Origin of the sequence: Cupriavidus sp. D39 (assembly GCF_026627925.1) — a bacterium.
Taxonomy (GTDB): domain Bacteria; phylum Pseudomonadota; class Gammaproteobacteria; order Burkholderiales; family Burkholderiaceae; genus Cupriavidus; species Cupriavidus ulmosensis.
On the sequence record NZ_JAPNLE010000009.1, the window covers coordinates 1,233,966 to 1,253,817 of the forward strand.

The window sequence follows — 19,852 nt, forward strand, 5'->3', positions numbered from 1 at the left end:
CAGGAACCGCCGCCAGCCCAAGCCTGGCAAGGGCACCTGCCCGACGCGCCCCATCCTCCGCGCGGCCCGATGCACGGCCAAAACAGGCTGGCACACCCCTTGCGGTTATCAGCCGTCCACTCCTAAAGCGATGATCATGACCTTCTCCACTTCCGACCTCGCCCGCTCCGCCGGCGCCCGCTTTCGCCAGGCCCTGGCCGACGAGCATCCCCTGCAGGTCGTCGGCACGATCAATGCCAACCATGCCCTGCTGGCCAAGCGCGCGGGCTACCGCGCGATCTACCTGTCGGGTGGCGGCGTGGCCGCGGGCTCACTCGGCCTGCCTGACCTGGGCATCTCCAACCTGGACGACGTGCTGACCGACATCCGCCGCATCACCGACGTGTGCGACGTGCCGCTGCTGGTCGACGTCGACACCGGCTTCGGCGCCTCGGCCTTCAACGTGGCGCGCACCACCAAGTCGCTGATCAAGTTCGGCGCCGGTGCGATGCACATCGAAGACCAGGTCGGCGCCAAGCGCTGCGGCCACCGCCCGGGCAAGGAGATCGTCTCGCAAGGCGAAATGGTCGACCGTATCAAGGCAGCGGTCGATGCCCGCACCGATGAGAACTTCGTCATCATGGCCCGCACCGACGCGCTGGCCGTAGAAGGCCTGGACAAGGCCATCGAACGCGCCGTGGCCTGCGTGGAAGCCGGCGCCGACGCCATCTTCCCGGAAGCCATGACCGACCTGGCCATGTACCGCAAGTTCGTCGACGCCGTGAAGGTGCCGGTGCTGGCAAACATCACCGAATTCGGCGCTACGCCGCTGTTCACCACCGAGGAACTGGGTGGTGCCGGCGTGTCGATGGTCCTCTACCCGCTGTCCGCCTTCCGCGCCATGAACAAGGCTGCCGAAAACGTGTACGCTGCCATCCGCCGCGACGGCACGCAGCAGAACGTGGTCGACACCATGCAGACGCGCGCCGAACTGTACGAGAGCATCGGCTATCACGCGTACGAACAAAAACTGGATGCCCTGTTCGCCCAGGGCAAGGCCAAGTAAGCACACCAGCAGCACACGAACAGCACACGAGCACAGCAACCCCAAGGAGACTCCCCCATGTCCGAAGCGCAACCGCTAGCCGCCCCGAAGCCGAAGAAGTCCGTCGCCCTGTCTGGCGTTACCGCCGGCAATACCGCGCTGTGCACGGTCGGCCGCACCGGTAACGACCTGCACTACCGCGGCTACGACATCCTCGACATCGCCGAGACCTGCGAATTCGAGGAAATTGCCCACCTGCTGGTGCACGGCAAGCTTCCCACCCGCGCCGAACTGGCCGCCTACAAGGCCAAGCTCAAGGCCCTGCGCGGCCTGCCCGCCAACGTCAAGGCCGCCCTCGAATGGGTGCCCGCCAGCGCCCACCCGATGGACGTGATGCGCACCGGCGTGTCCGTGCTCGGCACCGTGCTGCCGGAAAAGGACGACCACAACACCCCCGGTGCGCGCGACATCGCCGACCGCCTGATGGCCAGCCTGGGCTCGATGCTGCTGTACTGGTATCACTACAGCCACAATGGCCGCCGCATCGAGGTGGAGACCGACGACGACACCATCGGCGCGCACTTCCTGCACCTGCTGCACGGCCAGAAGCCCTCGGCGCTGTGGGAACGCGCCATGCAGACCTCGCTCAACCTGTACGCCGAGCACGAGTTCAACGCCTCCACCTTCGCCGGGCGCGTGATCGCCGGCACGGGCTCGGACATGTACTCGTCGATCTGCGGCGCCATCGGCGCGCTGCGCGGCCCCAAGCACGGCGGCGCCAACGAAGTGGCGTTCGAGATCCAGAAGCGCTACGACAGCCCGGACGAGGCGCACATCGACATCTCGCGCCGCGTGGAAAACAAGGAAGTGGTGATCGGTTTCGGCCACCCGGTGTACACGGTTTCCGACCCGCGCAACCAGGTGATCAAGGAAGTGGCGCGCCGCCTGTCCAAGGATACCGGCTCGATGAAGATGTTCGACATTGCCGATCGCATTGAAGCCACCATGCAGGATGGCAAGAAGATGTTCGCCAACCTCGACTGGTTCAGCGCGGTGAGCTATCACATGATGGGCGTGCCGACCGTCATGTTCACCCCGCTGTTCGTGATCTCGCGCACCTCGGGCTGGGCAGCGCACATCATCGAGCAACGCATCGACAACAAGATCATCCGCCCCAGCGCCAACTACACGGGTCCGGAGAACCTGAAGTTCGTGCCGATCAAGGATCGCAAGTAATCTAGCCATCTAGCCGGATGCCGGTTTGCTCCCCTGCATCGCCCGTGGGAGAGGGGTAGCTGGTCGCAAGGTGCGGCCACTACCCCTGATCGTTACTTTATTTCTTCCCTACAAAATGAACACTGCAAACCGCAAACCGCTGCCCGGTACCCAGCTGGATTTCTTCGACACGCGCGCCGCGGTCGAGGCGATCCAGCCGGGCGCCTATGACAAGCTGCCCTACACGTCGCGCGTGCTGGCCGAGAACCTCGTGCGCCGCTGCGACCCGCCACGCTGACCGCTTCGCTCAAGCAGATCATCGAGCGCAAGCAGGAGCTGGATTTCCCTGGTTCCCGGCCCGCGTGGTTTGCCATGACATCCTGGGCCAGACCGCGCTGGTCGACCTCGCCGGGCTGCGCGATGCCATCGCCGCCCAGGGTGGAGACCCGGTCCTGGTCAACCCGGTCGTGCCGACGCAACTGGTGGTGGACCACTCGCTGGCCGTCGAGTGCGGTGGATTCGATCCCGACGCATTCGAGAAGAACCGCGCCATCGAAGACCGTCGCAACGAAGACCGCTTCGACTTCATCAACTGGACCAAGAAGGCGTTCAAGAACGTCGACGTGATTCCGCCTGGCAACGGCATCCTGCACCAGATCAACCTCGAGCGCATGAGCCCGGTGGTGCAGGTCAAAGACGGCGTGGCCTTCCCCGACACGCTGGTCGGCACCGACTCCCACACCCCGATGGTGGACGCGCTGGGCGTGATCGCCATCGGCGTGGGCGGCCTGGAAGCCGAAAGCGTGATGCTGGGCCGCGCCTCGTGGATGCGCCTGCCGGACATCATCGGCGTGGAACTCACCGGCAAGCCGCAGCCGGGCATCACCGCGACGGACACCGTGCTGGCCCTGACCGAATTCCTGCGCAAGGAAAAGGTCGTGTCGTCCTACCTCGAATTCTTCGGCGAAGGCACCGCCCACCTGACGCTGGGCGACCGCGCCACCATCTCCAACATGGCGCCGGAGTTCGGCTCCACCGCCGCGATGTTCTACATCGACGAGCAGACCATCAAGTACCTCAAGCTCACCGGCCGCGACGATGCACTGGTCAAGCTGGTGGAAACCTATGCCAAGGAAGCCGGCCTCTGGGCGGACAGCCTGAAGCACGCCGAGTACCCGCGCGTGCTCAGGTTCGACCTGTCCACGGTGGTGCGCAACATCGCCGGCCCGTCCAACCCGCACAAGCGCGTGCCGACCTCCGAGCTGGCCGCGCGCGGCATCAGCGGCAAGGTCGAGAACGAGCCCGGCCTGATGCCGGACGGCGCCGTGATCATCGCCGCCGTCACCAGCTGCACCAACACCAACAACCCGCGCAACATGGTGGCTGCCGGCCTGCTGGCGCGCAACGCCAACAAGCTCGGCCTCACCCGCAAGCCCTGGGTGAAGAGCTCGCTGGCGCCGGGTTCCAAGGCGGTCACGCTCTACCTGGAAGAAGCCAACCTGATGTCGGAGCTGGAGCAGCTGGGCTTTGGCGTGGTGGCCTATGCCTGCACCTCCTGCAACGGCATGTCCGGCGCGCTGGATCCGGTGATCCAGAAGGAAGTCGTGGAGCGCGACCTGTACGCCACCGCCGTGCTGTCCGGCAACCGTAACTTCGACGGCCGCATCCACCCGTATGCCAAGCAGGCCTTCCTGGCCTCGCCGCCGCTGGTGGTGGCCTACGCCATCGCCGGCACCATCCGCTTCGATATCGAGAAGGACGTGCTGGGCACCGACGCCGATGGCAAGCCAGTGACGCTGAAGGACATCTGGCCGTCCGATGAAGAGATCGACGCGGTGGTTGCCGCCAGCGTGAAGCCGGCGCAGTTCCGCAAGGTCTACGAGCCGATGTTCGCCGTGACCGCCGACACCGGCGAGCAGGCCAACCCGCTGTACGACTGGCGCGAGATGAGCACCTACATCCGCCGCCCGCCCTACTGGGAAGGCGCCTTGGCCGGCGAACGCGCGCTCACGGGCATGCGGCCCCTGGCCGTGCTCGGCGACAACATCACCACCGACCACCTGTCGCCGTCCAACGCCATCATGCTCGACAGCGCAGCCGGCGAGTACCTGGCCAAGATGGGCCTGCCGGAGGAAGACTTCAAGCTCCTACGCAACCCACCGCGGCGACCACCTGACCGCGCAGCGCGCCACGTTTGCCAACCCCACCCTGAAGAACGAAATGGTGGTGGTGGACGGCAAGGTCAAGCCGGGCTCGCTCGCCCGTGTCGAGCCGGAGGGCAAGGTCACCCGCATGTGGGAAGCCATCGAGACCTATATGGCCCGCAAGCAGCCGCTGATCGTGATTGCCGGCGCCGACTACGGCCAGGGCTCCTCGCGCGACTGGGCCGCCAAGGGCGTGCGCCTGGCCGGCGTGGAAGCCATTGCCGCCGAAGGCTTCGAGCGCATCCACCGCACCAACCTGGTTGGCATGGGCGTGCTGCCGCTGGAGTTCAAGCCTGGCGTGAACCGCACCACGCTGGGCATCGACGGCACCGAGACTTACGACGTGATTGGCGAGCGCACGCCGCGCTGCGATCTCACCCTGGTGATCCATCGCAAGAACGGCGAGCGCGTGGAAGTGCCGGTGACCTGCCGCCTCGACACCGCCGAAGAAGTGTCGATCTACGAGGCTGGTGGCGTGCTGCAGCGTTTTGCGCAGGACTTCCTCGAGTCGTCGAAGGCCGCTGCCTAAGCGCGCGCAGGCGCATCGACCAGCAACGTGTTCGGGCGGTACGGCAACGTACCGCCCGGTTTCATCAGGACAAGAACTCCATGGCCCACGTACCCCAGATCAAGATCCCCGCCACCTACATCCGTGGCGGCACCAGCAAAGGCGTATTCTTCCGCCTGCAGGATTTGCCCGAAGCCGCGCAGGTACCGGGCGCGGCCCGCGATGCGCTGCTGATGCGCGTGATCGGCAGCCCGGACCCTTACGGCAAGCAGATCGACGGCATGGGCGCCGCGACCTCGAGTACCAGCAAGACGGTCATCCTCGCCAAAAGCAGCAAGCCCGATCACGACGTCGATTACCTGTTCGGCCAGGTCTCCATCGACCAGCCCTTTGTCGACTGGAGCGGCAACTGCGGCAACCTCTCCGCCGCCGTCGGCCCCTTCGCCATCAGTGCCGGGCTGGTCGACCCCAGCCGCATCCCGCACAACGGCGTGGCCATCGTGCGCATCTGGCAGGCCAATATCGGCAAGACCATCATCGGGCACGTACCCATCACCAATGGCGCCGTGCAGGAAACCGGCGACTTCGAGCTCGATGGCGTGACCTTCCCCGCCGCCGAAGTGCAGCTTGAGTTCATGGACCCGGCGGCCGAGGAAGACGGCGCCGGCGGCGCCATGTTCCCCACCGGCAACCTGGTGGACGATCTCGAGGTGCCGGGCGTCGGCACGCTCAAGGCCACCATGATCAATGCCGGCATCCCGACCATCTTCCTCAACGCGGAAGCCATTGGCTACAAGGGCACCGAGCTGCAGGACGCCATCAACGGCGACGCCAAGGCCTTGGCGATGTTCGAGACCATCCGCGCCCACGGCGCGGTGCGCATGGGCCTGATCAAACATACCGATGAGGCCGCCACGCGGCAACACACGCCGAAGGTCGCCTTTGTCGCCAAGCCGGCCGGCTACGTGGCCTCCAGTGGCAAGCAGGTTGCCGCCGGCGACGTCGACCTGCTCGTGCGCGCCTTGTCCATGGGCAAGCTGCATCACGCCATGATGGGCACGGCCGCCGTCGCCATCGGCACCGCGGCGGCAATCACCGGCACGCTGGTGAACCTGGCCGCCGGCGGCGGCGAGCGCAACGCCGTGCGTTTCGGCCATCCCTCGGGCACCTTGCGGGTGGGAGCCGAAGCCAACCAGGTCGACGGCGAATGGACCGTGACCAAGGCCATCGCGAGCCGCAGCGCCCGGGTGCTGATGGAAGGATGGGTGCGCGTGCCCGGCGACGCGTTCTGAGGCCGGCTGACGCCGCGGCCTGGATTTCACCCCGGTGCGGGGCCGGCCACGGCGCCCGCTACCGGGAGTATCCCGGAGCTACCACTATCGGCGCACCGGACAGGTCTCTCGCGGCTTGGCCTCGCCGTGTGAATGGCAGTCGGCTCGCGTAGCGAGCGGACTGCCATTTTCCATTCAAGCCTTACCTCTCGCCCTGCAGGCTCGCCTGGCCCGCCGAAGCCGAGTGCGGCCGGAGTTGCGGGATCGCGCGAGATGGCACTGGTTTGGTCGTAAGGTGCAAATGCTTGGCGGTTAATTGCGTTAGTGATTTCAAGCCAGGGATCTCAGTCGTGCGGCACAGGTGGCTTGGGGGTCTGTGCATCGACAGGCACGAGGATGACCTCGCCCGATGCCACCAGCCGGAGTTCGCCGCCGGACTGCTCGGCGAACACTTCCGCCCTCGCAAACACCTGCCGCTTGCCCGCCTTGGTCACGCTGGCCCGCGCCACGAATGCCTGCCCCACGGCCGGCGCCATGCAGTTCACCGAATAGTGGGATGCCATCACCGGCCCCGCCACCGTGGTGGCCGCGAAACCGCAGGCGGTATCGACCAGGGCGCCGATCACGCCCGCATGGAGGAATCCCGCGTATTGCGTGGCTTGGTCATGCCAGGCCATGCGAAGCTCCGCCGCTCCGCCCTCCGCGCGGATTACCTCGAAGCCGAGCCACCGGTTGAATGCGGCGGTCTGGTTGACGCGCTTGACCGCGTCCAGCGAATAGGCGCTCTTGGTGGTCGCGCTGGTGGTCGCGTTGGTCGTCGCGTTGGTGCTGTTCGTATTTGCTGTCATTGCATTACCCTGCCTGGTTGAGATCCAAGGAAAAACTCACTGCATGGCCCGGAAGGTCGCGTTGGCCCTGGCGCAAGCCACGCCGTCGGCGGTGACGAAAGCCTGGGCAAAGCACAGCGTCCCGCCGACCTTGGTGAACGACGTTTCGAACAGCAGCCACTGCCCGATCCGTGCCACGCCGAGGAAGTCGATCGACAGGTTCACGGTGACCAGGCTGCGCGGCTCGGCGAACTGCATGCCGCACGACAGCCCCATGGCGTTGTCCGCCAGGGCCGTGATCAGCCCGCCATGGGCAAAGCCGCGCGCATTGGTGTGGGCCTGGGCGAGCTTCACCGCCAGCACGATGGCCTGGTCCGAGCGTTTCGAGTACAACGGCTCCCAAGGGTCGGTCAGCGGACTATGGCGAAAATGCGGCGCAAAGCCGGGCGGAAGATCGGCGGGAAGTGCGGCATGCTCGGCCGTGGGGCTGGTCATCGTGGTGTCTCCTGGTCGGATCGGTGAGGCTGCGATTGCCCCACCACTATTTTTAATGTAGACCAGTCTATATAATTCTCGAGGGATAACAACCCCTCCAACAACCGAGGACTTCGTCACATGGCCGCTCAAGCCAAGCACCGGGACAAGATCATCCGCTCCGCCGCCGTGCTCTTTCGCCGCTACGGCTATGCCGCCAGCGGCACCAACGACATCGTCGCACTGAGCGGTGCGCCGAAAGGCTCGCTCTATCACTACTTCCCGCGAGGTAAGGAGCAGATCGCCGAGGAAGTCATCGCGTACGCCGGGGAACTGGTGCGTACGACGCTCGCGCAGCTATGCGCCGAGCATGAGTCGCCCGGGGCGATCGTGCGCGCTTATGGGGTGTTGATGGCCGGGTGGATGGCGCAGTCCGATTACCGCGACGGCTGCCCGATCTCGACCATCCTGCTGGAAATCGCTCCCGAAGCCGAGGGCGTCGCAGCGGCCGGCAACGCGGCGTTTGCCGCCTGGGAGGCTGTGCTTGCCGACGCCTTCGCCGCGCATGGAATTCCGCGGGCGCGCGCCACCGAACTCGCCGGCCTGGTGATCTGCGGCTGGCAAGGGGCGCTGACGCTCGCCAAGGTGGCCAAGAGCGGGCAACCGATCCGGCGGGCGGTGGATGAACTGGCGCGGCAGCTCGATGCCGAGCCGCTGAACATAGTCCAGGACCAGCTTGGCTGACTGAGTGCGCACGTTCATAGGTGGCCCTCGCCAAGGATGCGATCCAGAATTTCAACATTGCGAACGTGAGGGCCTCCAACGTGACCCTCAATGACAAGGTCGGGGCGTGCTTCCAGGCCATCGTCGCGCAAGGGCCGGTGGCGTCAGGATCCCGTCCCCTCTCTCAGAACAAAGCACTGCTCATCAAGGCCTTGGCCACCAGTTCGACCTGGTTCTCCCCTTCCGCGTAGACCGAGACCTCGGTCACCACCTGGCGGCGCCCTCGCCTCACCACGTTGGCGACGGCGCGCAGGTCGGCCGCGCGGGCCGCTTCGAGATACTGGATGTTCAGCGAACTGGTGGCGCCGCCGCGCAGCTTATCTGCATCGGCGCCCGAAGCCGCAGCCGCCGCGCCCGCGACGTCGATCAGGGTGGCGATCACGCCGCCGTGCACGATCTCGCCAACCGTCACGTTGGCCGCGCTGAAGGGCAGCAGCAGCTCCACCTGGTCCACGGCCAGCACATCCAGCGCAATGCCCAAGGCACGCGCCACGGGCGAGCCCATCAGCACCTGCTCCACGGTGTGGCGGATGCGCGAATCGATAGGCGGCGAGGCGGCGGTGCTTGCAGCGCTGGACAAGGCGGGGATCAGGGACAGCATGGGGGCTCCTCAGGGTGATCGGTAGTTCAGGCTCGCTCCAGCTTATGCGCACCGGCGGAGCGGCTCAATAACCTTGCAGGTAATCGGCTGGCAGCCAAGACCGGCCCATCCACCCGTTTATAATGGGCGCCCATCCGTCCCGCCACCCAGCCGCATGCCGTCAAACCCGCAAGACCCCAGCCAATCCGCCCAGCAATCCAGTGGGCAGCCGGAGTCACAGCCAGGCCAACCCCGCGGCGACGAAAGCCTGTTCGACCGCCCGGACAGCCCGTGCATCGGCATCTGCTCGACCTTGTTCGACGAGATTTGCCAGGGTTGCGGCCGCAGCGCGATGGAAGTCAGCAACTGGGTCTTCATGGACGATGCGGAAAAGCAGGTGGTGTGGGAGCGCATCACGCGCGAGGGCAAGGGCAAGCGCTTCCGCCAGGGCTGATTCTCCCTTCCCTCGGTGGCCAGCGTTGGCTCAACCGCCTGCCAGCCGCCGCTCCATATCCTCCACCTCGCGCCGCTCCAGCCGCTGGCGCGCCAGCTTGCGCCAGTTCTCGGCCAGTGCCGGCAGCGCCGCCATGGCGGCCAGGGCGCCCGCATCCAGCCGATCCACATACAGCACGTGCAGCAGCCGCTGCAGGCTCCAGTCCGGACTCGGCCGCTCGACCAGCATCAGGCTGTCGCCCCGCCTCAGGTCGCCCGCCTCCAGCACCCGGTAGTACCAGCCCGTGCGCAGGCTTTGCTGCACCGCGCGCGCCATGCCGGCGTGCCCGAATCGATGGTTCAGCTTCCAGCAGGGCTGGCGTGCCTGCGACACCTCGACCAACGCCCCGCCCAGGCGAAAGCGATCGCCAATGCAGACGTCGGCCTCGGTCAGGCCGGCGGTGCTCACGTTCTCGCCAAACGCACCGGGCCGCGCGAGCACCTCGGCAGCCTGCGTGGATAGCGGCGCGAGCGCCTGGCGCCAGGCCGGATAGTGATCGAAGGCGTAGTGGTGGATGGCCTTTTCCGGGCCGCCATGGTGCTTGGGGTCTCCTGCCCGTCTCCGGCCAACCCCAGCATGGTGACGCGCACCGCCGCGTCAACCGCATGCTTGTCGATGCCGCTGGGTACGCCCTTGGGCCCAAACGGGCGCACAGTGCCCAGCAGCGCGCAATCGATGGCAATGTCCACCTCGGTCATCGCCTGCCGGCCGGTTGCAGCACCAGCGTATCGAAGGCCTCATTGCCCGGCGCGCGGCGGCCCGGCGCCATGGTGATGTACTGCACCGCGGCCCACTTGTCGGTCCAGTCGCGGTAGTGGGTCGACATCACGTTGCCCGACTGCCCGGTCGAATCCATGAAGCGCGACTCGGCCAGGTCGGACAGGTCGTAGATGGCACGCAGGCTGGCCGCGTGCACGCTCTCGAACGGCGCCGCCTCGTCGCGCAGATTGTGGCGTCCCACGTTGACCGTATAGGTGTCGCCGCCACTGGGTACCTTGACGTTGAACAAACCCGCCAGGTAAGGCTGCTTGCCGAACGGCTTGTGCTCGGACCGGGCTGCATGCGCCTTGCCCCAGCGCCAGCGCTCGGGCTTGTCGCCGTAGCGGCGGTCCAGGTCGGCAATGGCCAGGCGCCAGGCGCTGGCGATGGCGTCGTCGCAGCTCTCCTGGGTGGGCGTCTTGCTGTCGTCGCACCAGAACGCGCCCTGCCCCCGCGGATTTCGCAACACGTTGAGCATGGGCTGTTGCACGTTACGCTGCTCCCACAGGCGGTTGAACAGCGTATCTCCCACCTTGTCCTCGAACAACACGCGCGACAGCTCGCGCAGCCATGCGGTTGCCACCAGCGGCTCGGACAGCCCGGCCTGCATATCGCCGTCCCATTTGCGCAGCGACTCGATCAGCGCGCGCTCGCGCTGTGGCAGCGCCGGATTGCTGGCGAAGGGAGATGCCAGCAGCAGCGGCAAGGCGTCGCGCACGGCCAGCGAGAGCGTGTCTTTCTGGATCGCGCCAAAGCTGTCCATGGTGTGCCGCTCGGTGGCGTCGATCAGCGTGCGGATGCGCTGGTAGCGATACGGCACGGTCCATTCGCTGGTCAGGAAGTACGGGTAGTCGTCCTCGACGATCTTCTGGTTGGCGGTGGCGATCACGCCCTCGGGCGGATTGAAGCTGCGCGGCAACTGCTCGAACGGGATGAAGCCGGTCCAGTCGTAGCGCGCATCCCAGCCGGGGGCCGGCGCCAACCCCTTCAGGTCATTGTCGGCGCGGCGCAGCGGCACACGGCCGGGCGCGATAAAGCCGATGTTGCCATCGACGTCGGCGTAGACGATGTTCTGCTGTGGCGAATGGAAATCGCGCAGCGCTGCCAGGAAGCTGGCCCAGTCGGTGGCGCGGTTCAGCGCCAGCCCGGCCTGCACGGTCCGGTCGTCGGCACGCAGCGCGGTCCACTGGAAGGCCACCACGTACTGCGCGCCGAGCGGGGCCGCGGCGGTCGCCACCGGCTCGACCGCATCGGAGATCACCGGGCCGTGGCGGGTCTCGCGCACGTTCAGCGTCACGTCGGGCGCACCCTTGACGTGGATGGTCTCGGTGCGCGTGATGAAGTCTGCCCAGCCGTCCGGAGTCTGGTAGCGCTGCGTGCTGCCAGGCTGCAAGCGCTCGATATAGAGATCCTGCACGTCCGGCGCGGTATTGGTGAAACCCCACGCGATGCGCTGGTTGTGCCCGAGCACCACCGCCGGCATGCCGGGCAGCGTGGCGCCCGTGACATCCAGCCCGGGAGCCTGCAGCTGGGCGAAGTACCACAGCGCCGGCGCCTGCAGCCCGAGGTGCGGATCATTGGCCAGCAGCGGCTTGCCCGAACGGGTATGAGCGCCCGACACCACCCAGTTGTTCGAGCCCATGCCCTCCACGTAACCCGCCGGCGCCCGCTGCTCGACGCGCGCCATGGCCGTGGCCAGCGGCGCCAGGTGCCGGTAGAGATTGCCGTAGTCCATGGTGCGCAGCGGCCGATCGCCGGGATAAGGCGCCAGCAGCTCATTGATGCGCGCCACCGGCAGCACCTGCGCCAGCCGCATGCGCAGCGTCTCCTGGGTCCAGTTGCCGCCCAGGTCCCACGCCATCATGGTCTGCCAGGCCAGCGTATCGGCCGGCTCCCAGTGCTCGGGCCGGGTGCGCAGAAGCAGGAACTCCGGCGGCAACGGTCCCTTGTGGCCATCGATATAGGCATTCACGCCATCGGCATAGGCCTGCAGCACGGCCCGGGTCTCGGCAGAGGATTGGGTCAGGATGGCCTCGGCGTTGCGCCGCACGCCCAGGGTACGCAGGAAGCGGTCGGTATCCAGCGCGCTCGGCCCCAGGATTTCCGCCAGGCGACCGGACACGATGCGCTTGCTCATCTGCAACTGCCACAGCCTATCCTGCGCGTGGACGAAGCCGAGCGCAAAGTAGGCATCCTGCGCATTGGCCGCCTTGATATGCGGCACGGCATGGCGGTCCCGAACGATCGATACGCCATCACGCAGGCCGGGCAGCTTCAGCGTGCCCGCGGTCTGCGGCTGCGATGCCTGGCGATACCAGACATAAGCGCCAAACGCGCCGACCAGCAGCAGCACCGCCAGCGTCAATACCAGCCAGGTCAGCCGTTTCAACCAACGCATCGATCCCTCTCCCCGCGTGGCGTGCCGCGCCCGCGTTCTTATTTATGTTTTTGGTCCCGTGTATCTTGCCCCGTCTGCAGGCCCGCAGCCCGCTTGCAGGCCAATGGAACTCCGGCATTATCGCCGAATCATGAATCCGGCCAACGTGAAATCGGCCAACGACTCAGTCAACCAGCCGGCCAAGTAGCCGGCCAGCGAAGCGGCCCATGAAAAATGCCCGGACCAGCCGGGCATCGTTCCTCGCGCGAAGGCGGGGGCGCACGGGTCAGCGCCCGCCTTCGCCAGCCTCCGGCCTCAGGCGGCCGGCTTCTTCATTTGCAGCGACTTGTACTCGAGGAATTCCTCAAGCCCGTACTTGCCGGCCTCGCGCCCGTTGCCGGACTGCTTGTAGCCGCCAAACGGCGCCTGCATGTTGAACGGGCCGCCGTTGATGTCGACCTGGCCGGTGCGGATACGGCGCGCCACGCGGATGGCGCGCGCCTCGTCGCCCGACCACACGCCGCCGCCCAGCCCGTAGATGCTGTCGTTGGCGATGCGCACGGCATCTTCCTCGGTGTCGTAGCAGATGATCGACAGCACCGGGCCGAAGATCTCTTCCTGCGCCACCGTGGCCTTGGGATCGACATTGCCCAGCACCGTCGGCTTGACGAAGAAGCCCTTGTCCAGGCCTTCCGGCGCCTCCGGGCCGCCGGCTACCAGTTCCGCGCCCTCGTTGATGCCGCGCTGGATATAGCCGGTCACGCGGTCCTTCTGCGCGGCCGAGATCAGCGGGCCGAGCCGGCTGGTTTCCAGCAACGGGTCGCCCACGGTATAGCCTTCGACCACCTTCTTGGCGATCGCCTTGACCTCGTCGTAGCGTGCGCGCGGCACCAGCATGCGGGTGTGCGCCGAGCAGGTCTGCCCGGAGTTGAGGAAGCAGGCGCCAACGGTACCCTTGACCGCGGCAGCCAGGTCCGCGTCATCCAGGATCACCGAGGCGGACTTGCCGCCCAGCTCCAGCGCGACGCGCTTGACACTCTGCGCGCCCAGCTCGGACACGCGCTTGCCGGCGCGCGTGGAACCCGTGAACGACACCATGTCCACTTCCGGGTGGCTGGCCAGTACCTCGCCCACCACCGGGCCATAGCCGGTGACCAGGTTGAACACGCCCGGCGGCAGCCCGGCGGCTTCGATCACTTCAGCCAGCACGAAGGCATTGAGCGGCGCCACTTCCGACGGCTTGAGCACCACGGTGCAGCCCGCGGCCAGCGCCGGCGCCACTTTCAGCGTGATCTGGTTGAGCGGGTAGTTCCACGGCGTAATGGCCGCGACCACGCCCACCGGCTCGCGAACCACCAGCGAATTGCCGACTTCTTCCTCGAACGCGAAGGTATCGAGCAGCTTGGCGGCCTGCGCCCAGTTGTAGACCGGGCCGCCCACCTGGATGGCGCGCGCCAGCTTGATCGGCATGCCGACTTCGCCGGCGATCAGCTGCGCCAGTTCTTCGCTGCGCTCCTTGAGGCCCTCCGCAATCTTGCGGATATAGCCCGCGCGCACGCTGGGCGGCGTGGCCGACCAGCTGTCGAAGGCGGCCCGCGCTGCCTGGATGGCATCCTCGGCGTCGCGCGCGTGGCCTTCGGGGATGCGGCCCATGACGGCTTCGGTCGTGGAGTGGATGACGTTGATCAGGCCGGTACCGTGCGGGGCAATCCACTTACCGTTGATAAAGAGTTTGTCTCGTTGTTGCATGGCCACAGTTTTCAGTTGGGTGAATAGGCGGGTGCAAATTTTGTTACTTTTATGGTGCACCACATTGTAGTGCGCTTTGGCGACTCGTTTTTTTGCAGCGCGCCAGCGTCCCAAACAACGTGGCGATAATCGGCCGGCGAGCCGCATGACGCCAAGTGCGGCCCACCGCACGGCGCGGCCTATCACAATGGAGCGAGACATGACCGACCCGGTTTTTCATAAGACCGAGCAAGGCCATGACGAAATCCGCACGCGCGCACGCAAGCTGGACCATAAGTTGCGCGCCTTGCTGCTGATCGTCAATGGAGAGCGCCGCCGCAGCGAATTGCTGGCCCAGACCGGCGGCATGGGCGTCGGGCCTGAGGCCATCGACGCCCTGCTGGCTGCCGGGCTGATCCGCGCGCAGGATGCGCAGCAGCCAGCGCCAACGGTTACCAGCCCGCCAAACCCGCCCGCCAGCATGGCTGACCATGGCGATGCCGAGGCCGACAGCCTGTTCTCCATGTACGGAATGCGTGGTGCCAATGTGCAGTTACGGGACGACGCCTTGCTGGCGCAAGCCCCTCCAAGCCACCGGCGGTGCCTACCAGCAGCTTTATCACTTCTATACGGACGTCATCGGCCATCACCTGGGCCTGCGCGGCTACCTGCTGCAGGTCAAGGTGGAAAAGGCCGGCAGTCCGGCGGAACTGGCGGCATTGCGCGATCCGCTATACAGCGCCCTGCACAAGGCCAAAGGCGAGATCACTGCCGGCGCCATCATCGACCAGCTCGACAGGATGATGCGCGACAACGGGCAGGCATCGGCCTGAGCGGATGCGACCACAAAAACAAGAAGGGCCGCGCTTGGCGGCCCTTCTTGTTTGCCCGAGGCTTTTACTGCTTAGTCGTCGATGCCTTGCGACTCCAGGTACTCGTCATACGTACCCAGGTAGTCGGTCAGCGTGCCGTCGTTGCGCACTTCGATCACGCGCGTGGCCAGGCCACTGACGAAGATCCGGTCGTGCGAGACGAAGATCAGCGTGCCGGCGTATTTGTCGAGCGCGATCTGCAGCGATTCGATGGATTCCATGTCCATGTGGTTGGTCGGCTCGTCGAGCGCCATCACATTGTGCCGGCCCAGCATCAGCTTGCCCCAGATCATGCGGCCCTTTTCGCCGCCGGACAGCACCTTGACGGACTTCTTGATGTCGTCGGCGGAGAACAGCAGGCGGCCCATCGTGCCGCGCAGCGACTGGTCGTCGTCGCCGGCCTGGGTCCACTGGCTCATCCAGTCGATCAGGTCGCGGTCGACCGGGAATTCCTCGAAGGTGTCCTGCGGCATATAGCCGACATTGGCGTTCTCGGCCCACTTGATGGTGCCGCGATCGACTTCCACGCCGCCCTTGACGGTGCTGCCCAGCAGGCTGCGCAGCAAGGTGGTCTTGCCGGCGCCGTTCTCGCCGATGATGGCCACGCGCTCGCCGGCCTGGATCGCGATCGACAGGTTGTTGATGACCTTGCGATCGTAGGTCTTGGTCACGCCCTCGGCTTCCACGGCGAGGTTGTGCAGCTTCTTGTCGAACTCGAAGCGGATGAACGGATTCTGGCGCGACGACGGCTTGATGTCCTCGACCTTGATCTTGTCGATCTGCTTCAGGCGCGACGTGGCCTGGCGGGCCTTGGACTTGTTGGCCGAGAAGCGGCGCACGAAGTCCTGCAGCTCGCCGATACGCTCCTTGGCGCGCGTATTGGCCGCCACCTGGCGCTCGCGAGCCTGCATGGAGGCTTCCATGTAGTCGTCGTAGTTGCCCGGGTAGACCTTGAGCGTGCCGTAGTCCATGTCGGCCATGTGCGTGCACACGGAGTTCAGGAAGTGGCGATCGTGGGAAATGATGATCATGGTGGAATTGCGCTCGTTGAGCACGTGTTCCAGCCAGCGGATCGTATTGATGTCGAGGTTATTGGTCGGCTCGTCGAGCAGCAGCACGTCCGGGTTCGAGAACAGGGCCTGCGCCAGCAGCACGCGCAGCTTCCAGCCCGGCGCCACGTTGCTCATGGTGCCCTGGTGCTGGTCGGTGGGAATGCCCACGCCCAGCAGCAGCTCGCCGGCGCGCGCTTCGGCCGTGTAGCCGTCGTACTCGGCATACTTGGCCTCCAGCTCGGCGGCCTTCATGTAGTCTTCGTCGGTGGCTTCCGGGTTGGCGTAAATCGCATCGCGCTCGGCGGCGGCGGCCCACAGCTCGGTATGGCCCATCATGACCACGTCCAGCACGCGCATGTCTTCATAGGCGAACTGGTCCTGGCGCAGCTTGCCCAGTCGCACGCCCGGCTCCAGCATGACGGTGCCGGCGGATTGCTCGAGATCCCCGCCGAGGATCTTCATGAAGGTGGACTTGCCGCAGCCGTTCGCGCCGATCAAGCCGTAGCGGTTGCCCTCGCCGAACTTGACCGAGATATTCTCGAACAACGGCTTGGGGCCGAACTGCATGGTGATGTTTGCGGTAGAAAGCACGTCTGGGACCTTGTATGGATGATGAGGCGCGGGACTTGCCGCGCTTGCCTCGGGCTGCCGCCTGCCAAGGGCTGTGCAAAATGCGATTCGCTTGGCTTCTTTGGCAACGGGGTGGCATAAAGCCAGGCATGGTGACCTGGCGGCGCGTTGGCGCGGGACCCGGGCAGGGAAATCGGGAAACAACCCGCGATTTTACCACTGGCGGGCAAAGGAACGAAGCGATAAGCCTCAGATGTGGGCGCAAGCCGCCGCTTTCAACACCGGGTAGCCCGACAGCGACAGGGAAAACCCATCCGCACGTGCGCTCAACTGCGCCTGCCCGCCCACCGGCAGGGTCAGCTTGCGCGGGCAATGACCGAACGGCAGGCCGGTGAGGACCGGCACCGACAGGCGCGCCTGCATGTACGCCACCACCGCAGGCAGGTCATAGCCGTTGTCGTAGTCAGTCACGCGGTAATTGGAAAAGTCGCCCAGCAGGATCGCGCGCTGCGCGCCAAGCACGCCGGCCTGGTCCAGCTGCAACAGCATGCGCTCGACCCGGTACGGCGGCTCGTTGACGTCTTCCAGGAACAGGATGCCGCCCTCTACGGCCGGCATGAATGGCGTGCCCAGCAAGCTGCACAGCATCGCCATGTTGCCGCCCCACAGCGTGCCCGACAACGCGCCGGTAAAAGGCTGGCCGCCGGCCTGCGGCGCATCCACGTCGATGGTGTACGCCGGATCGCGCAGCACGCCGTTGAAGTGCTGCCACATGAAGGGATCGACCACGTCCGCGCCAAAATCCGCCAGCAGCATCGGGCCGGCAAAGGTGACGCCGCCGGTGGCCGCCAGGTACGCCAGCTGGAAGGCCGTGAAATCGCTATGGCCGACAATCGGCGTCTGGCTGGCGCGCGCCTGCTCGGCGATGCGGGCGAAGTCCACCTGCTCCAGCAGCCGCGCAATGCCGTAACCGCCGCGCACCGCCAGCGTCAGCTCGCGCGCCGCGCCGGTGCCGATGGCGTGCAGGTCGGCCAGCCGCTCGGCATCGCTGCCGCCAAAGCGCAAGTAGCGGCGCGCCAGCACATCCGGGTTGCCGACATGAAAGCCCTGCCCCTTGAGCCAGGCGCATCCGCGCGCGGCGATGGCGACGTCATGCGGATAGCCGGAAGACGCGATCAGGCGGACCTCGGTGGCTGGCGTGGGCGTGGTCGTGGGCTGGCTCATGCGTCGGGGTTCTGGCTTGGGTCGGTGTCGATGGAGGCAATGGGTGCGGCAGCGTCGCAATGGGCGCAGGCAGGCGCATTGCTTGCCCGCGCAGTCTGGGCGGCTTCTTGCGCCGCTGCTTTCTGTGCGGCCTTCTGGGCCCGGCGCCTGCCGCCAAAGAAATCCTTCAGCATGCGCGAGCACTCGTCGGCCATCACGCCGCCGGCTATGGTGGTCTGGTGATTGAGCTGCGCCTGCTCGAACAGGTTGAGCACGCTGCCCGCGGCGCCGGTCTTGGGGTCGGTGGCGCCAAACACCACGTGACGAATCCGCGCGTGCAGGATCGCGCCGCTGCACATCACGCAAGGTTCCAGCGTCACATAGAGCTCGCACTCCGGCATGCGGTAGTTGCCGATCACGCGGGCAGCGGCGCGCAGCGCCTGCATTTCAGCATGAGCGGAAGGATCGACCGAGCGGATCGGCAGGTTGTGGCCGCGCGCGATGATGGTGTCGTTCCACACCACGACCGCGCCCACCGGGACTTCGCCGGCGGCTTCGGCCAGGCGCGCTTCGTCCAGCGCGGCCTGCATATAGCGGCGCTCGCGCTCCAGCGCAGGATCCATGGAAGGATCCGGCCTTTCCAGGCTTGCCTCGGACGGGAGGGTCGGCGCGGTCATCGCGGCTGCATCATCCCGGCGGGTCAGTCCTGCGCCGGCAGGCTGAAGGCGGCGCTGACCTCGGCCCAGCAGTTCGGGGTCTCGAACAGCACCAGGCGGGTGAGCTGCAACTGGTGGCCAAAGCAATCCTTGAACACCGGGGCGAGCATGTCGAAGGCGATCTGCGCCAGGTTCTCCACGGTCGGGATGGCATCGAGCACCACCGTCTTGTGCCCGTCCATGGTCTGCAGGAAGTTCAGCAGCGCGGTATCGCCGCGGTAGATCAGGAAGGCGTGGTCCCACTTGGACACCAGGTGTTCCGTGGCCAGCGCCTTGATGTCGCTGAAGTCCAGGATCATGCCCTCGTCCGAGGCGCCGGCGCGATGCAGCACCTCGCCCGACAGCGTCAGGTCCAGGCGATAGCGATGGCCATGGATGTTGCGGCACTGGCCGCCATGGTTGGGGATGCGGTGGCCGGAGTCGAACTCCAGCCGGCGGGTAATGGAAACTTGCTTGTTCATGTGGACCAATGGGTGCCCAGGTGTGCCGGTGCGTACCGGCGCGATTTGCACGATTTGCGCGATTTGCCTACCGGATGCCGAGCAGCTTGTGGGTCTGCAGCGAAAGGCGCCAGAGCGGACGGCGCTGGCAGAACTCCACCGCCAGCGCGGTATTTTGCCGTGCCAGCGGGCCATCCATGGCCTGCACCAGGAAATAGCGGAAATCAAGGCGCTCGTATGCGGCGAAATCCTGCCCATCCTGCGGGATCACCACCTTGAGCTCGTCGCCGCGCGTGACCACCAGCTCGGCGCCCATCTTGGGGCTCACGCAAACCCAGTCGATGCCGTCCGGCACCGGCAACGTGCCATTGGTTTCGATGGCGATCTCGAAGCCGCGCGCATGCAGCGCGTCGATCAGGGGCGCATCCAGCTGCAGCAGCGGCTCGCCGCCCGTGCAGACCACCAGCGGGCGCCCGGCGGCGCTGCTCTCCACGCCTTGCGGCCACTGGGCCGCCACCTTGTCGGCGAGCGCCTCGGCGGTGCGGTACTTGCCGCCCTCGGTGCCGTCGGTGCCGACAAAGTCGGTGTCGCAGAACTGGCAGACCGCGCCGGCACGGTCTTCCTCGCGCCCGCTCCAGAGATTGCACCCGGAGAAGCGGCAGAACACGGCTGCGCGGCCCGCGTTGGCGCCTTCGCCCTGCAGTGTGTAGAAGATTTCCTTGACGGCGTAAGTCATGCTGGCTGGTAAAGCTGTAG

At 66.3% G+C, this 19,852-nt stretch carries 15 protein-coding genes and 3 pseudogenes; 7 read left to right on the forward strand and 11 right to left on the reverse strand.

Annotated elements, in window-relative coordinates:
* Positions 1-136: 136 nt before the first annotated feature.
* The 4 genes and pseudogenes from prpB to prpF all read left to right on the forward strand — a co-directional run bounded on the left by prpB (position 137) and on the right by prpF (position 6,243).
* The gene (gene prpB / locus OMK73_RS17600) at positions 137-1,045 is read left to right on the forward strand and encodes a methylisocitrate lyase (protein WP_267603172.1); all 909 of its coding nucleotides are present in this window, start codon (positions 137-139) and stop codon (positions 1,043-1,045) included.
* Positions 1,046-1,102: 57 nt separating this feature from the next.
* The gene (gene prpC, locus OMK73_RS17605; RefSeq protein ID WP_267603173.1) at positions 1,103-2,260 is read left to right on the forward strand and encodes a bifunctional 2-methylcitrate synthase/citrate synthase; all 1,158 of its coding nucleotides are present in this window, start codon (positions 1,103-1,105) and stop codon (positions 2,258-2,260) included.
* Between the two features lie 115 nt (positions 2,261-2,375).
* Positions 2,376-4,972, forward strand: a pseudogene (acnD, locus tag OMK73_RS17610) (Fe/S-dependent 2-methylisocitrate dehydratase AcnD).
* An 80-nt stretch (positions 4,973-5,052) separates the two neighbouring features.
* On the forward strand, positions 5,053-6,243 hold the full coding sequence (gene prpF, locus OMK73_RS17615) for a 2-methylaconitate cis-trans isomerase PrpF (RefSeq protein ID WP_267603174.1): 1,191 nt from the start codon (positions 5,053-5,055) through the stop codon (positions 6,241-6,243).
* A 323-nt stretch (positions 6,244-6,566) separates the two neighbouring features.
* Here prpF and OMK73_RS17620 read toward each other — a convergent pair whose 3' ends face one another.
* Both OMK73_RS17620 and OMK73_RS17625 read right to left on the reverse strand, forming a co-directional pair.
* Positions 6,567-7,070: a PaaI family thioesterase gene (locus OMK73_RS17620; protein WP_267603175.1), complete on the reverse strand. Its 504-nt coding sequence runs from the start codon at positions 7,068-7,070 to the stop codon at positions 6,567-6,569.
* Positions 7,071-7,106: 36 nt separating this feature from the next.
* A complete protein-coding gene (locus OMK73_RS17625) occupies positions 7,107-7,544 on the reverse strand; it encodes a PaaI family thioesterase (RefSeq protein ID WP_267603177.1) in 438 nt (145 codons plus the stop codon).
* A 120-nt stretch (positions 7,545-7,664) separates the two neighbouring features.
* Here OMK73_RS17625 and OMK73_RS17630 point away from each other — a divergent pair, with 120 nt between their 5' ends.
* Entirely contained in the window at positions 7,665-8,267 is a 603-nt protein-coding gene (locus OMK73_RS17630; RefSeq protein WP_267603179.1) for a TetR/AcrR family transcriptional regulator, read from the forward strand.
* 163 nt (positions 8,268-8,430) lie between these two features.
* Here OMK73_RS17630 and OMK73_RS17635 read toward each other — a convergent pair whose 3' ends face one another.
* On the reverse strand, positions 8,431-8,907 hold the full coding sequence (locus tag OMK73_RS17635; RefSeq protein ID WP_267603181.1) for a PaaI family thioesterase: 477 nt from the start codon (positions 8,905-8,907) through the stop codon (positions 8,431-8,433).
* A gap of 154 nt (positions 8,908-9,061) precedes the next feature.
* Here OMK73_RS17635 and OMK73_RS17640 point away from each other — a divergent pair, with 154 nt between their 5' ends.
* Positions 9,062-9,340 (forward strand): DUF1289 domain-containing protein, encoded by a 279-nt coding sequence (locus OMK73_RS17640; protein ID WP_400093057.1) that lies wholly within the window; start codon positions 9,062-9,064, stop codon positions 9,338-9,340.
* Positions 9,341-9,370: 30 nt separating this feature from the next.
* Here the strand turns inward: OMK73_RS17640 and OMK73_RS17645 are convergent.
* The 3 genes and pseudogenes from OMK73_RS17645 to OMK73_RS17655 form a co-directional block, all read right to left on the reverse strand.
* Positions 9,371-10,077 (reverse strand): annotated as a pseudogene (locus OMK73_RS17645) (MOSC domain-containing protein).
* A complete protein-coding gene (locus OMK73_RS17650; protein WP_267603182.1) occupies positions 10,074-12,536 on the reverse strand; it encodes a penicillin acylase family protein in 2,463 nt (820 codons plus the stop codon). The pseudogene OMK73_RS17645 and the gene OMK73_RS17650 overlap by 4 nt, the downstream one beginning before the upstream one ends.
* Before the next feature lie 294 nt (positions 12,537-12,830).
* Positions 12,831-14,264, reverse strand: a complete 1,434-nt coding sequence (locus OMK73_RS17655; protein WP_267603183.1) for an aldehyde dehydrogenase family protein — start codon at positions 14,262-14,264, stop codon at positions 12,831-12,833.
* 199 nt (positions 14,265-14,463) lie between these two features.
* Here OMK73_RS17655 and OMK73_RS17660 point away from each other — a divergent pair.
* A pseudogene (locus tag OMK73_RS17660) lies at positions 14,464-15,076 on the forward strand (hypothetical protein).
* Between the two features lie 71 nt (positions 15,077-15,147).
* On the opposite strand, the gene OMK73_RS17665 reads toward OMK73_RS17660, so the two are convergent.
* The 5 genes from OMK73_RS17665 to queE all read right to left on the reverse strand — a co-directional run bounded on the left by OMK73_RS17665 (position 15,148) and on the right by queE (position 19,832).
* Positions 15,148-16,758: an ABC-F family ATPase gene (locus OMK73_RS17665; protein ID WP_267603185.1), complete on the reverse strand. Its 1,611-nt coding sequence runs from the start codon at positions 16,756-16,758 to the stop codon at positions 15,148-15,150.
* Positions 16,759-16,986: 228 nt separating this feature from the next.
* Complete coding sequence (gene ldcA, locus OMK73_RS17670; RefSeq protein ID WP_267603188.1) at positions 16,987-17,961, reverse strand: muramoyltetrapeptide carboxypeptidase; 975 nt, start codon at positions 17,959-17,961, stop codon at positions 16,987-16,989.
* Positions 17,958-18,563, reverse strand: a complete 606-nt coding sequence (gene tadA / locus OMK73_RS17675; protein WP_267603189.1) for a tRNA adenosine(34) deaminase TadA — start codon at positions 18,561-18,563, stop codon at positions 17,958-17,960. The genes ldcA and tadA overlap by 4 nt, the downstream gene beginning before the upstream one ends.
* Before the next feature lie 77 nt (positions 18,564-18,640).
* Positions 18,641-19,117: a 6-carboxytetrahydropterin synthase QueD gene (gene queD / locus OMK73_RS17680; RefSeq protein ID WP_267603190.1), complete on the reverse strand. Its 477-nt coding sequence runs from the start codon at positions 19,115-19,117 to the stop codon at positions 18,641-18,643.
* 67 nt (positions 19,118-19,184) lie between these two features.
* On the reverse strand, positions 19,185-19,832 hold the full coding sequence (queE, locus tag OMK73_RS17685; RefSeq protein ID WP_267603191.1) for a 7-carboxy-7-deazaguanine synthase: 648 nt from the start codon (positions 19,830-19,832) through the stop codon (positions 19,185-19,187).
* Positions 19,833-19,852: the final 20 nt, after the last annotated feature.